The 13,612-nt window shown below is 70.3% G+C and carries 12 protein-coding genes and 1 pseudogene; 6 read left to right on the top strand and 7 right to left on the bottom strand.

Features of this window, described 5'->3' with window-relative positions:
• Window positions 1-277 precede the first annotated feature (277 nt).
• A complete protein-coding gene (locus AB0927_RS36495) occupies window positions 278-454 on the bottom strand; it encodes a hypothetical protein (RefSeq protein WP_366672133.1) in 177 nt (58 codons plus the stop codon).
• A 398-nt stretch (window positions 455-852) separates the two neighbouring features.
• Here AB0927_RS36495 and AB0927_RS36490 point away from each other — a divergent pair, with 398 nt between their 5' ends.
• Window positions 853-1,869 (top strand): ketoacyl-ACP synthase III family protein, encoded by a 1,017-nt coding sequence (locus AB0927_RS36490; protein WP_366672132.1) that lies wholly within the window; start codon window positions 853-855, stop codon window positions 1,867-1,869.
• A 491-nt stretch (window positions 1,870-2,360) separates the two neighbouring features.
• On the opposite strand, the gene AB0927_RS36485 is transcribed toward AB0927_RS36490, so the two are convergent.
• Window positions 2,361-4,352, bottom strand: a complete 1,992-nt coding sequence (locus tag AB0927_RS36485) for a serine/threonine-protein kinase (protein ID WP_366672131.1) — start codon at window positions 4,350-4,352, stop codon at window positions 2,361-2,363.
• Window positions 4,342-5,013, bottom strand: a complete 672-nt coding sequence (locus AB0927_RS36480; protein ID WP_366672130.1) for a hypothetical protein — start codon at window positions 5,011-5,013, stop codon at window positions 4,342-4,344. Before AB0927_RS36480 ends, AB0927_RS36485 begins: the two co-directional genes overlap by 11 nt.
• A gap of 190 nt (window positions 5,014-5,203) precedes the next feature.
• Here AB0927_RS36480 and AB0927_RS36475 point away from each other — a divergent pair, with 190 nt between their 5' ends.
• Window positions 5,204-7,210 (top strand): vWA domain-containing protein, encoded by a 2,007-nt coding sequence (locus AB0927_RS36475; protein ID WP_366672129.1) that lies wholly within the window; start codon window positions 5,204-5,206, stop codon window positions 7,208-7,210.
• Between the two features lie 164 nt (window positions 7,211-7,374).
• Here AB0927_RS36475 and AB0927_RS36470 read toward each other — a convergent pair whose 3' ends face one another.
• Window positions 7,375-7,581, bottom strand: a complete 207-nt coding sequence (locus AB0927_RS36470; RefSeq protein ID WP_366672174.1) for a hypothetical protein — start codon at window positions 7,579-7,581, stop codon at window positions 7,375-7,377.
• On the opposite strand from AB0927_RS36470, the pseudogene AB0927_RS36465 reads away from it, so the two are divergent.
• From AB0927_RS36465 to AB0927_RS36455, 3 genes and pseudogenes are all read left to right on the top strand, one after another.
• Window positions 7,537-8,123 (top strand): annotated as a pseudogene (locus tag AB0927_RS36465) (transposase); the annotation flags it as partial. The gene AB0927_RS36470 and the pseudogene AB0927_RS36465 sit on opposite strands and share 45 nt — an antisense overlap.
• Window positions 8,120-8,857 (top strand): maleylpyruvate isomerase family mycothiol-dependent enzyme, encoded by a 738-nt coding sequence (locus tag AB0927_RS36460; protein ID WP_366672128.1) that lies wholly within the window; start codon window positions 8,120-8,122, stop codon window positions 8,855-8,857. The pseudogene AB0927_RS36465 and the gene AB0927_RS36460, both read left to right, overlap by 4 nt.
• A 79-nt stretch (window positions 8,858-8,936) precedes the next feature.
• Window positions 8,937-9,245, top strand: coding sequence for a hypothetical protein (locus tag AB0927_RS36455; RefSeq protein ID WP_366672127.1), 309 nt, complete (start codon window positions 8,937-8,939; stop codon window positions 9,243-9,245).
• 542 nt (window positions 9,246-9,787) lie between these two features.
• Here the strand turns inward: AB0927_RS36455 and AB0927_RS36450 are convergent.
• The 3 genes from AB0927_RS36450 to AB0927_RS36440 are packed head-to-tail and all read right to left on the bottom strand — an operon-like array spanning window position 9,788 to window position 12,464.
• A complete protein-coding gene (locus tag AB0927_RS36450) occupies window positions 9,788-10,447 on the bottom strand; it encodes a response regulator transcription factor (protein ID WP_366672126.1) in 660 nt (219 codons plus the stop codon).
• Window positions 10,444-11,631, bottom strand: a complete 1,188-nt coding sequence (locus AB0927_RS36445; protein WP_366672125.1) for a histidine kinase — start codon at window positions 11,629-11,631, stop codon at window positions 10,444-10,446. Before AB0927_RS36445 ends, AB0927_RS36450 begins: the two co-directional genes overlap by 4 nt.
• Complete coding sequence (locus AB0927_RS36440) at window positions 11,631-12,464, bottom strand: CPBP family intramembrane glutamic endopeptidase (RefSeq protein WP_366672124.1); 834 nt, start codon at window positions 12,462-12,464, stop codon at window positions 11,631-11,633. Before AB0927_RS36440 ends, AB0927_RS36445 begins: the two co-directional genes overlap by 1 nt.
• Window positions 12,465-13,097: 633 nt before the next feature.
• On the opposite strand from AB0927_RS36440, the gene AB0927_RS36435 reads away from it, so the two are divergent.
• Window positions 13,098-13,361 (top strand): hypothetical protein, encoded by a 264-nt coding sequence (locus AB0927_RS36435; RefSeq protein WP_366672123.1) that lies wholly within the window; start codon window positions 13,098-13,100, stop codon window positions 13,359-13,361.
• Window positions 13,362-13,612 lie beyond the last annotated feature (251 nt).

Below are 13,612 nucleotides of genomic sequence, written 5' to 3'. Positions count from 1 at the left end.
CCGGGATGAAAGGCCCGCCACCGGTCCTCGGAGGGACCGGTTGAAGCTGGAGGCAGGCTGAACCCCGGGTTGGGGGTGAGGCCGGAAGCAGCCTCGACAACGTAGGGGCGGACCGACACCGCCAGACGGTTCGTGCCCGCAAGCGAGCCTTTGACGGCCATCGGGTGGGAGGCACCGGAGGAGCCCGCGCCGCGGGCGGTGGAGCCCATCTCCGTCACCGGGCGCCGCAGCTCGTAGGAGGCGGCCCCGGGCCCTTGGCGGTCAGGGTCCGCAGACTCTACCCCGTCTCGGTTGACCCGCCGTTCTCGGTGAGGCCGTACTTGCGCATGTCGGAGAGCGCGCCGGTGTACGAGGCGGTGCGAGCGGTCTGCTGCTTGGACGGAGTCTTCTTGTCGGTGTGCCGAAAGCCCAGGTGCGAGGCGCCGATCCACTGGATCTGATCAGCCGGGGCCACTTTCTTGTTCTTCCGCTTCCCGGCCAACGGCTCTGCTCCCCCGTCACTCGCGACCGGCGTACCAGCGGCCGAGATGGTCCTCGGCGGCATCCCAGAGCGCGGCAGGACCGCCATGCCGGACCACCCACTGGCCGTCCTCCCATGGGAGTGCCGCGAACGATCCGGGTTGGGCGTCGACGATGGCCTCCTCGTCGTGTTGTCCGCTGCGGAGCTTCGGATATCAGCCACGCGTCAGAGGCATGTCAGAGCCGTTCAGCAGCATGCCCGTGTCGTCCGTGCCCGCGAGCGAGCCCAGCTGCCGGTATATCGGCCTCGTCTGTGGCTTGAACATCTGCTGCTCCCAGGACGGGTCGGACCGGTATTCGCAGAGTCGCTCCCGCTCCCATCAACCTCCGTAGTTGGAGATCATCATGAAGAACGAGCCCACTGTCTACATTGCGGCCACAGCCGTGTCCCTGGCCGAGACCGTGTCCGTGAGCGAGGCCATCGCCGAGGGCTTGGTGCCGCCCACGCACCAGGAGCTCGGTTTCGAGCGCATCGCGGTCTCGAACGGTCAGGCCGGCCCGGAAATGGCGGCTCAGGCAGCAAGAACGGCGATCACGCAGTCCGAGCTGGACTCTTCCGACATCGGCCTGGTGCTGCATGCCAGCCACTGGTTCCAGGGCCTGGACCTGTGGCCGTCGGCGGCCTACGTCGCCAACGAGTCGGTGGGCGCGCATCCTTTCGCCATGGACGTCCAGCAGCAGTCGCTGGGCGGGCTCGGTGCCATGCGGCTCGCCTCCGCCTACCTGCACAGCGGCTTCGCCCACGCAGCGCTCGTCACCACCGGCGACCACTACGCCTCGCCGGGCATCGACCGGTGGAACACCCTGGACAACATCATCTTCGGGGACGCCGGCACGGCTGTGGTCCTGTCGACAGAGAGCGGCTTCGCCCGGATCGTCTCCTTCGCCGTCGGAGCGGACAACTCGCTGGAGCGGGTCACCCGTGGCACCACGGACTTCGCGCCTGCCCCCGGGATGCGCCAGCCGGTACCGGTGGCGGAGCGCACGCAGCAGTTCTTCACCCTGCCCGAGGCGCCGACCGCGTGGGGGCAATACGAGAAGGGACTGTTCGCCTGCCACGACCAAGCGCTGAGCGAGGCCGGGGCCTCCCCTAAGGACATCCGCCACGCTGTGGTTCCGTTTCTCCACCGTGGCGGCGGGCTCACCGAGAACTTCGAGATCCTGGGGTACACCGAGGAGCAGTCGCTCTGGAGCTACGGGCGTACCGTCGGCCACCTGGGTGCGGGTGATCAGGCGGCAGGGCTGGCCCACCTGCGGGAGAACGGGAAGCTTGCCTCCGGGGACCTGGTGATGCTGGTGGGTGCGGGGATCGGGTTCAACTTCGCGGCAGCGGTACTGGAAATCATCTGAGTCTCGGACCGGAACGCGAACCGCCACACCCTCTACGGCGCGCGGACGAGTCCGTCCCGGTCAGGTCGCGCGCCGGCCGGCCGAACAGGCGCTGAAGGCCGCCACGGCCGGCGACGTCGGCCTCACCACCGCGCAGACCTCGGCGTTCGGGGGCCGGTGTACCCGTACGCGGAGGCGGGCACACCACCCCCGGCGGGCTGACACGCAGACAGCTCCTCCCGCCGTCGGGCCGCGCTACGTACGCAGGACGGCGAAGAGCGAAGGCCGTACAGGAGCGAGCGGGCCTGGTACGGCGACACCGGGCAAGGATCCAACTCGTGGCCGAGACACCGAGGCGAGCGAGCGGCAGAGCACGGCGACGGCACGTGTACGGCCCAACGCAAGCCCGGCGAAGGGGACCTTGTGCCCCCGCACCCTCTCCCATGAATCCACCCCCAACTGGCCCGACAGCTAGACCAAAAGAAACAGACAATCGAGAGTCAAACGCCCACCTAACCGATCTTCCACAGCCGCGCACCACGGCTGCCGCTGGCGATGGTCTTGCCGTCGGGGCTGAAGGCCACCGAATGCACCGCGCCCGCGCGAGGGCGGAAAGTGGCAGTCATGGTCTCCGTAGTGACCTCCCAGTAGCGAACGGTGGAGTCTTCACTCCCGCTGACCACAAAGTCGCCGTCCGGGCCAAACGCCACGGAGTTCACCGGGCCGGTGTGGCCGCCGAGGGTGGCGAAGTTGGCGTGGGTGGCGACGTCCCAGAGCCGGACATTGTTCCCGGAGCCGGCGGCCAGGGTCTTGCCGCTCGGGCTGAAGACGACCGACGTCGGAGAGCTCAGGATGTTGACCTTGATGGTGGCGGTGCTGCGCTCGGAGGCGACGTCCCACAGCACGAGGCCACCGGAGACGAAGCCCGCGGCGATGGTCTTTCCGTCCGGGCTGAAGGCCACGGACCCCGGGGCGACGTCCTTGGAGCTGGTCAGGTGGGCCCTGAGTTCGCGACCGGACACGTCCCACAGCAGGACGGTGCTCAGCTGGCCCTCGCTGGCCAGGGTCTTGCCGTCCGGGCTGAAGGCCACCGAGGTCACTTCGACCTCCGGGGTGAGGGTGGCGAAGGCGGTGCGGTTGGCGACGTCCCAGAGCCGGACGGTGGAGTCCTTGCCGCCGCTGGCGAGGGTTTTGCCGTCCGGGCTGAAGACGACCGTGTCCACGGCGCCGGTGTGGCCGGTGAAGGTGGCGACGGCGGACTTGCCGGTGATGTCCCACACTCGGACCGCGTTGTCCTGGCAGCCTATGGCGAGACGCTTGCCGTCCGGGCTGTAGGCCAGGGCGTTCACCGCGCCGGTGTACCGGGGAAGGGCCACGGAACCGGCGATGGCGGGGGTGGCGCTGCTGCCCGCCTTCGGCTTGCGCCCGCCGTCGTGGGAGTCGTTGGTGGCCAGCAGCGCGGCGACCGTGGCACCGGTCGCGGTGACGGCGATTCCGACGCCTCCCAGGAGGAGGGAGCGGCGACTTGGCATCCGGGATGCCGGTTCCGCGTGTGGGGTCCCGGGGTCCGGCACCTGTGCCGGTGCGGTCAGGACGGCGGTCCGCGGCATGTCCCGGTCCACGGCCGGCTGCCGTACCGGCACAGCGGTGCCCGTCTGCCACGCCACCGCGCGCAACTGCTCGGCGACCGCCTGGGGGGCGGGGCGTTGCTCCGCGTCCTTGTTCAGCAGAGCCGCGAGGAAGTCGGCGAGCGGCCCGGCATGCGACGGCGGCGGGAGCGGCTGGGTGAGCACGGCCGTGATGATTGAGATCAGCGACGGGCCGTCGAACGGCGGACGGCCCTCGACCGACGCGTAGAGCACGGCTCCGAGCGCCCACACGTCGGTGGCAGTCGTGAGGTGCTCTCCCCGGAGTTGTTCGGGCGACATGTACTGCGGCGTGCCCACCACGCCGTCAGTAGCCGTCAGTTGCGTCGTCGCGTCTACGATCCGGGCGATACCAAAGTCGGTGATGACCGCTCGGTCCCCCACGACGAGGATGTTGTCGGGTTTCAGGTCCCGGTGGATGACCCCGGTGGCGTGCGCATGGGCCAATGCCTCGGCCACCTGTGCGCAGATCGCGAGCGCGGCCTGCCACTCCAAGCGCCCCGCACGGCGGAGCATCGTGCCCAGAGACGTCCCGGGCAGGAACTCCATCACGATCCAGGGCACTTCTCCGTCCTCGACTACGTCGTGCACGGTGACGATGCCCGCGTGCCGCAGCCGGGCCGCCGCCCGCGCCTCACTGATGGCCCGCTGGATCAGCGTCTGACGCGCGGAGTCGGTGAGCTCCGCCGGAAGCAGAACCTCCTTCACCGCGACCTCGCGATCGAGGAGTTGGTCGTGTGCCCGCCACACCCGGCCCATACCGCCCTGACCGACAAGTTCAGCCAACCGGTAACGATTGCCTACCAGCATTCCCACCTGTTTTGGCATGTCCCACAAACTACCAAGCTCAGCAGGCACGACGGCCGCACTTGAAGACCTCGACAGCGTCAGGATCTCGGCGCGCAGAGGGAAGTTGGGGTACCTGCGGGCGGTGCGCCTGCTGGTCGTCCTGGCGCACCGGATGCACCGCGTTGGCATCGTCCTGTTCGGCGTAGCAGTCCTTGCGGGCGCGGGTGGCGTCGGCCGCCTTGGTGAACGCGTCCTTCAGGCGGCACAGCCGCTCGGCAGTGAGATCGAGGGCTTCCACGTCTGTCCGAGACTCTCTCAAGGCCCGCAGCGCCGTCAGGCCGATCGCCTCCTGGCGTCCGGTCTCCGGCTCCTGATCGTCTTGCTCGGATTCGACGGCCGGGGGCGCGAGCAACTGCTCGGGCATCGCCGCCTGCTGATGCCGGGCGACGTCGTACGCCCGGCCCCGCACAGCGGTGGCGGTGGTGGCGCGCAGTTCCTCCCGCACCGCCGGGCAGGCGAGGACAGCTCGCTCGTACCGCAACGGGATGCGGGGTGCCTCCCGCTCCCCCGCGTCCTGGCCCGGGGGCCGGAGTGCAGCCGACTCGCCGGGATCGGCCGGGGGCCGCCGGTCCAGGTCGGGTGCGGGGGTGGGTGGGCGTCGCCGGCCGGGGAGGTCGGACAAGGCCCACCGGGCGATGTAGAGGCGGTAGCCGGACTCCAGGCCGCGCACGGTCTTCGGCTCGCCGCGACGGCGGCGCGCGGCCCCAGCCGAGCCGCAGACTCGACGACCGCACCGCATCTGCAGGCTGGTTGTTCTGAAAAGCGGCGCGGTTCGGGGTATTTCGGCGTGAAATGCACTTATTGTGCAAAATGGCCGGTCTGTCTGGACGGGTTGCCGCCGGCATTGAGGAAAGGTCCCGATGAACCACAGAATCCGCCTGGCCGCGGCGGGGGCGTTCGCCCTCATGCTGGCCGCAGTCCCCGCCGCCGGCGCGGCGGCCCCGGGCGCTGTCGCCCACCGGGCCGTGCCCGTACCCGGACCCGACAGCACCGTCGTCACCGTACGCACCGGCGGCGACCGGGCGGCGACCGACGTGCCCGCGCCGCTCGCCGGGGTGCGCCTCGCGCTCTTCGCGGAGCCGGACGCGACACAGCCGGTCGACGCCGACTGGGCCCGGTGCACCTCGGACGCCGACGGCGACTGCTCGTTCGTCGTCCCGGACACCGGCGCGGACGGGGACAACAACGGCCGGGTCCTGACGGTTGGCCAGACCGGCGCGCCGGCCGGCTGGTACATGAACCCGGTGCTGCGCACCGGACCGGGCAGCGGGTCGAACTCCGTGGCCTCGCCGTACCGGTTCCGCACCCCGGCGCTCCAGGGCGGGGCCACCTACCGGTCCACCCGGGAGTTCATGTACAGCACCGACAACGGTCTGCCGACCCGCTCGGGCGGGGTGTGGCAGACCTCGCGCGACAACCCGCCGCTGCCGTCCTCCTGCGGCCTGGACGTGGCCCTGGTGCTCGACCTGTCCGCGTCGGTCGGCAGCCAGCTGCCCGCGCTCAAGGCCGCCGCCGACGCGTTCACCGACGCGCTGACCGGCACGCCCTCACGGCTGGCCCTGTTCTCCTTCGACCAGGAGTCGCCGTCCACGAGCGTCGGCGTGAACCACCCCGAGCTCCAGTCGGTCTCGACGCCGGCCGGGGCCGCCGCGTTCAAGAGCGGTTACGCGGACTGGACGCTGGGCCGCGGCACGAACTGGGACCGCGCGCTGTGGGCGGTGGCCCGGGCGCCGGAGCACTACGACGCCGCGGTGGTGCTCACCGACGGCAACCCGACGCGTTTCGGCAGCCTGCACGGCGACGGCACCAACACCCACTTCATCGATGTCGAGAACGGCATCTTCTCGGCCAACTCGGTGAAGGCGAAGGACACCCGGGTGATCGCGCTCGGTGTCGGCAAGGGGGTCGAGGGCGTCTCCGGCCTCAACCTGCGGGCCATCTCCGGGCCCACCGAGTTCAACGGCGGCAACACCACCACGGCCGACTACTTCCAGACCGCGGACTACGGCCAGGCCGGCCAGGAGCTGCGCGCCCTCGCCCTCGGCCACTGCACCGGCACCGTCAACGTGATCAAGCAGGTCGTGCCGCCGGGCACCACCGGCGAGGACGTGACCGGCGCCGAACCGGCCGGGCCCGGCTGGACCTTCGGCGCGTCCACCACCACCCCGGGCGTCACCGGCCTGCCCGCCTCCGAGACCACCGGCGCGGACGGCACCGGCACGGTCACCTTCGCCCCGGGCTTCGGCACCAACGAGCAGGCCGCGGTGACCGTCGGCGAGGCGCAGCACTCCGGCTACGAGCTGGTCACCCAGGGAGGCCGAAACGCGGTCTGCACCGACCTCGACACCGGCGCGGACGTCCCCGTCGAGAACACCGCCACGGCCTCCGGACCGGGCTTCACCGTCGACGTGCCCCGACAGGACGCCGTCAGTTGCACCGTCTACAACCGGGCCGCGGAAGAGGAGGAGCCCGCCGACGTCACCGTGGACAAGGTGTGGGAGGTCGACGGCCACCACTACCCGGACGGCTCCCAGCCGGACGGCCTCAGCGCCGAACTGACCCTCACCGGTCCGGGCGCGACGCCGGCCACCCCGCAGCCCTGGGGCGTCGCCCGGCCCGGATACTCCGTCGGCGACGCGGTGACCGTGGCCGAAGACGTCCGTACCGCGGCCTCCGAGTGCACCGTCGCGCGCTCCGAGGTCACCGGCGTCGACGGCACCACTGTTCATCTTCCGCTGCCCCACACGACCGTCCTGACCGGACCGCACCGGCACCTGACCGTCACCAACACCGTGACGTGCCGGCCGGGCGGTGACCACGGCGGCGAATACGGCAACGTCGGATCCGGTTACGGCAGGCGCCGCTGAAACCGCGCAGACAGCAGCGGCGCACAGGTGCGCGGATACGGCACAAGCCGCCCCGTCGGGGCGGCTTGTGTGCGGTGGGACCCCGGCCCTACAGGTGGGAGACGGTGCCACTCTTGTGCGGTCGGCCGGCCCTACCCATAGGCCTGCTGCCGCCCGGCGCGGTGTCAGCTCATCCGACGGACAGTCACCTGCGACCCGCCGCGTTCCGGGTCTGTCGTTCCGGCGAGACCGAGGCGCCGCTGCCGTCCCGAGTGAGTGATCGTCAGGTCGTCCAGCAGGCCCGCGTTGGCGGCGCGGGTCGGGAAGGAACGCCCGTGCTCACCGCCGAGAAGGACGAACACGGCCTGCGCCACGTCGTGCGCAACGGTCACCACCGGCCCGTACCGTTACGACGGCCGCCGGTCCCGTCGAGGTCACTGTGCCGCGTGTGAACGACAAGCGGGTCGATACTCAGACAGGCGAGCGCAAGAGGTTCTCGTCGAAGATCCTGCCGCCGTGGTGCCGGAAGTCCCCGAAGATGAGCGAGGTCCTCCCCCGCTCTATCTGCACGGATTGTCCAGCGGTGACTTCGTGCCCGCGATGGAGCAGTTCCTCGGCTCCTCGGCCGGCCTGGCGGGTGGCGGAGGTGACCGGCGAGGTCGACGAACTCCTCGCGTTCTACGACTTCCGCCCCGCCCTGAGTCCACCTCAGGACGAGCCCATCGAGTCGACCTTCAGCTCGGTCGAACTTCGGACCAAGGTCACCACCGGGGCGGGCAGTCCCGCCGCAGCGCTGGCGATGGTGTTCAAGCTCGTCGAGTCCGTCCGGCAACGCCGGCGTACCATCACCGCACCCCAGCTCGTCGCCATCGTCCGCGCCGGAGCCCGCTTCGAACGCGGCCGGCTCGTCGAACGGCTCCAGGAGGCAGCATGACGGCTGATGACCACACGGGGTTCGACCCCGCGACCACCCTCGATCAGATCAATGTCGCGACCGAGCATCTCCTCGACACGGCGGCCCGGTTCACTGACACCGATGTGCGTGCGCCTTCCCTGTTGCCGGCCTGGTCACGCGGGCACGTGCTGACTCACCTGGCCCGTAATGCCGACGGCGGCCGGAACCTGCTGATCTGGGCCCGGACCGGAGTGGAGACGCCGGAGTATCCGAGCCTGGCCGCCCGGGACGAACAGATCGAGGCGGGGGCGGGCCGCAGTGCCGTCGAACTCGTGGCTGACCTGCGTAGTGCCGCCGTCCGGTTCGCCACGGAGTACCGCAAGATGCCGCCCGAGGCGTGGAACCAGGTGGTTCGCTGGACTCGGGGCCAGGAACGAGCCGCCGTGCGTGCTGCCGACTCCCGGTTGTGCGAGGTGCTGATTCATCACGTCGACCTGAACGCCGGCTACGCGTACGCCCAGTGGCCAACCGGCTTCGTCCAGGACATGCTCGGCCGGGTAACGGCGTCCTTCAGCACTCGCGACGACGCCCCTGCGATGCGGCTGCACCCTACCGACACAGACATCAGCTACGACATCGGCAGCGCCCGTCGGGCGCCGATCATCCACGGCCCGCAGACCACACTCCTGGCCTGGCTGATGGGACGAGCCGAAGGCGCTGACCTTGCCGTCACCGGAGCTTCGGAGCTACCCAGGCCACCGTTCCTCTACTGATCGACAGCCTTGGGCCGCTGTCGCGTTGGCGGCTCCGCGAACGAGCGCCCACCGGGCCGCCCGTCGCGTGAAACTGGCCATGAACAACTATTACGCGGCGATCGTCTCCTCGGCCATCGTCGCGATTCCTCGTCGTGGGGTTCGTCGAACTTCACGACCTGAAGAAGCGGTCCAGAGAGCAAGTACTCGCCGACGAGTCACAGAACCTCCCCCGAAGCTGCAGACCACGATCGCTGTGCGCGAGGAGCGCAGAACCATGGGCGCCACCTTCGTGTTCCAGTGGTGGGTGTCGACCGAGTGGACCTTCCTCTGCGGGGTGCTGATCAGCGCACTGGGACTGACTCTTCTGTGGGCCGCGATCGACCGTCATGGCTCATCGGCGCCGTAATGAAGGGTGCAGCAGAGTCTCGCGCCGACAGCGAGTTCGAAACGTTCTACCGTCAGATCAAGGAGTACGAACGAAGGCGGGACACCGAGGCAGGGTGAGCGTCGGGCGCTGAGTACGCCGAGGTCCCAACGCGGAGCTGTCCAAGAAACATAACAACTGAACAGGTGCGTCGGCGTGCAACCAGCCGCGGCGCCGGACCGGCTCTGGGTCGTCCTCCGGATCCGGCGGTACGGCGGCCCGTAGACGGGCGGCTTCGACGGCGGCTTCCTCGCGGGCGACACGGCCTCCTCCGGCACGGCGACCGTGTTGGCGGCCTTCGCCTCGGTGGTGTCCGCGAACACGAACGCCACCGGTGCAGCCGCTTCTCATGGGCGGCGTGCTGGATCACGTCCGGCCGGAAGGGCCAGGTCCACGGTGCGCTTGCCCGTGTCCCGCGGCGGCAGCCGGTCCCACTCCCCATACCCGCGCAACTGGTGCACCGGCTCGGGCCCGCCTGCGGCCGGACCGGGCTCACCGAGCCGGGCCACCGCCGTACGGCGGTGTCAGGTCGCCAGGCCGTGGCGGTAGGCGTAGATGACGGCCTGGACGCGGTCGCGGAGCTGGAGTTTGCTGAGGATGCGGGAGACGAAGGTCTTGACAGTCTCTGGGCTGATGACGAGGGCCGCGGCGATCTCGCTGTTGGAGAGGCCATCCGCGATGAGCTGGAGGACTTCCAGTTCGCGGGGGGTGAGCGGGATGTCGCCGGGGGCGTGCTCGGCGGGGCGGATGCGGGCGGCGTAGCGGCCGACGAGCCGGCGTGTCACGTCGGGGTCCAGGAGGGCCGCGCCGGTGGCCACGGTCCGGATGCCGTGGAGCAGCCGGTCCGGGGGTGCGTCCTTGAGGAGGAAGCCGCTGGCGCCGGCGCGCAGTGCCTCGTAGACGTATTCGTCCAGGTTGAACGTGGTCACCACGAGGACGGTGACGGGGTGGGGCACCCCGGCGCCGGCCAGCAGACGGGTGGCTTCCAGGCCGTCGAGGACCGGCATGCGGATGTCCATCAGGACGACGTCGGGCCGTACCTTGCGGGCGAGTTCGACTCCGGTTTGCCCGTCTCCGCATTCGCCCGCCACCTCCATGTCGGGCTGGGCGTCGATGATGGTGACCAGGCCGGTGCGGATCAGCATCTGGTCGTCGCAGACCAGGACCCGGATCGGTGCGCTCACGAGGTACCGCCGGCGGGGATGCGCGCCCGTACGGTGAAGCCGCCGTCCGTGCCGCTGCCGGCGCTGAAGTCGCCGCCCAGGACGTCGACGCGTTCACGCAGGCCGGCCAGGCCCCGCCCGCTGCCGACGGCCGCCGCGCTGCATGAACCGGATCCGTCCGTGCTGACCTCGACGGTGATCTCCCTGTCGCTGTGCCGTATCTGGACGGAAGTCCGGCTGCCATGAGCGTACTTGAGGGCGTTGGTCAGTGCTTCCTGCACCACCCGGTAGGCGACGAGGTCGGCGCTGCCGGTCGATGCCGGGGGTGTGCCCTGCTCGGTGAAGTCCACCGGCTGTCCGGCCCGGCGGGTCTGCTCGACGAGGGTGAGGACCCTGCCGACGGCCGGTGTCCTGGGCTCCTTGGGCTCCATGTGCTCCGCCATACCGGTGCCGGTGCCGTGATCGGGGTTGAGCAGGTCGAGCAGGTGGCGCAGGTCGGTGATGGCGCGACGGCCGGTGTCGCTGACAGCGGTCAGGGACTGCTCGAGCCGCTCGGGTGCGGCAGTCAGGTAGCGGGCGGCCTCGGCCTGGACGACCATTGCGGTCACGTGGTGCGTCACCACGTCGTGCAGTTCGCGGGCGATCCGGGTGCGTTCGGCGGTACGGGTCTGCGCCGCTACGCGCTCGCGGCGTTCGGCCTCCGCGATGCGAGTGGACCGCAGCCATGCCCCGGCGCCCCAGGCCAGGGCCAGCACCAGGTAGAACGTCACGAACTCCTCCGGCGTCTCGCCGCCCGAACCGAGCCGGGAAAGCGCTATCGCCAGCGGCACGTACGCCACGGAGAGAAGGACGGCGGTGGTGCGCCGACGGCGTTCCAGATGGGATCCCGCGCTGATCAGCACGATGGGCAGGGTGGTGCCGGCGGTCGAGTGATAGCCGCGTAGCTGATCGAGCGCGAAGCCGCAGGTCACCAGGGCGAGACAGACGGCCGGCCACCGCCGGCGCACCACCAGCGGAAGGCATTCGAGCCCCAGGGCGGCGACGGCGAGCGCGTCGAACGGGCGGGTCGCAAGGTCCCCGACCTCCGTCCCGTGGCCGCGCAGTCCCGGCAGGAACGAAGCGACCAGGAACAGTACCCCGAGCGGAAGGTCGCGGACGGTGACGTCGAACCGGCGCCACATCCGGCCGACCCCCTGAAGGCTCATCACCGGGTGAGTGTAGCGAGGGCGTTGACGCGCTCGGCGCGCTGCCGGGGAACGATGTGGCCGCGCCGGTGGGCCAGCCACAGGAACGCGACCATCAGCAACGCACCGAACAGCACCGAGTAGACACTGGCCTCCGGGCCGAACTCGCCGCCCGTGATCAGCTTTGTGCCGGACGTCGAGGCGTCCAGGAGCCCGTGCGTGTCTCCGTTGCCCGAGACCTCGGTGCCGAAGATGCCGGACTCCGCGAAGTTCCAGCCGAAGTGCAGGCCGATCGGAAGCCACAGGGAGCGGGTGGCGGCATACGCGGCGGCGAGCATGCCGCCGGCCTCGATCGCGATGGCGACGCCACCCAGCAGGGTGGCGTCCTTGTTGAGCAGATGGACCGCGCCGAACACCGCACCGGACAGCGCCAGCGCGATGTACGTGCCCAGACCTCGCTCCACGAGCCGGAAGAGCAGGCCGCGGAACATCAGTTCCTCCGTGACGGCGGCACCGGCCATGAAGCCGAACAGCGCGACCGCTCCGGTCAGCGAGCCGAAGCCGTGGACCTTGTAGTCCCCGAGGAGGTAGATGTTCGCGATGACGCACCCGAACATCGCGACACCGATGGCCAGGCCCCGCAAGAGCGCCCCCTGCGCTCCCTCCCGGGCAAGCTCCGTGACCGGTCGTCGCTCGGTACGCCCCACGACCCACCGGTAGACGAACACGGAGAGCACGACCGTCAGGCCGGCCAGCAGGAGTGAGAGCCACGGATTGCTCTGCACCGCGGTGACGCTCTGACCGCCGACCGCACCGACCGCGACCACGGCCAGGATCTGCCACACCAGTTTCATGACGACTCCTTCTTCGGTTCCGTTTCCGGTTCCCTGTCCGGTCCACGGCCCGGGCGCCGCGGCTGAACTGAACGCTATGGAAACGGTGGTCGGGAATCGTCACCTCACGGTGGACACCTGCGCGTAGCTCTCACGGGGGACAGGCCCCGCGCCCGGCCCCGAAACCAGAGCGCACGAAGTGCGCGCGGTGCGCTCAGGAGCACCCGTTCCACCCCTCGGGCAGGTCCGTCCTCGTAGACGGCGGCCGGGACCGGCTCAGCGGTTCGGACAACTCGATCCGGCTTACGGCGTTGAGGCGTTGGACGAGCGCGGAGTCTTTTCCCCGCAGGCGGCCCGGAGTCCGGCTCCCACACCGGCTTCTGCCGGCGCAGGACCTTGTCATGGATGATGCAGCCGACCTGCGGGACTCGCCGGCAACGGGTACGCAGTTCCTCCACGTCGGGCAGACGGATTCCGGGAGGGCGTCGGACCGGTCGGCCTGGGCGGCACGGACGCTGTGCGGGTCTGAGGGCCCGTGCCAAAGGTGCGGCGGGCAGTCACGCGGTCACCGTACGGGGATGCCGGACATCAGCCCCGGCAGCAGGTGATCAAGCTGGGTGCTCGGCCGGGCGCGGTAGGGGTGAAGGTGTGCGCGTGAGCAGCGAGCAGCACGACGCCGACGCGTGCGGCCAGGAGCTGGCCCGCATCAGCAAGCACCAGCACGGGGCCACGGCGGCGCGGTTCACGGTCTTCCAGGCCCTGGCCGCCGTCGGGATCGGACACGAGCAGGCCGACGACATCGTGTCGAAGCTGGAGGCCGGGGCGGTGGCCGGGGCGCACACCTGGATCTCCGAGAGCAGCGCCCCGCACGGGTGCTGGGTTCATATACCGAGCGACGCACGACGGGCCGGGGGGTGAGGGGCCGGTCACCGGTCCCTCCGGACGGGAGCCGCAGTGTCCGCTCTGCGCGCCGACGGCTTTGGCGTCCGCGATCGGGGCGTCGCCTGGCTGCGGCCCTTGCGTGATCCCGATGCCGTCGAGACCGGGTGATCGGCTGTGCTGCTTCCGCAGTGAGCTAGGTGTATTGACCCGTGAGGTTGGGGACGCGGCTGGCGGGTGGTTGGCCTTTCAGCGCGGTGTGTCCGCGGTGGTGATTGTAGGTGTGCAGC

The sequence above is a fragment of the Streptomyces sp. NPDC048106 genome, assembly GCF_040706415.1.
Lineage (GTDB): Bacteria > Actinomycetota > Actinomycetes > Streptomycetales > Streptomycetaceae > Streptomyces.
The sequence above is the reverse complement of the archived record's forward strand: the minus strand, read 5'-3'. Positions and strand labels throughout refer to the sequence as shown.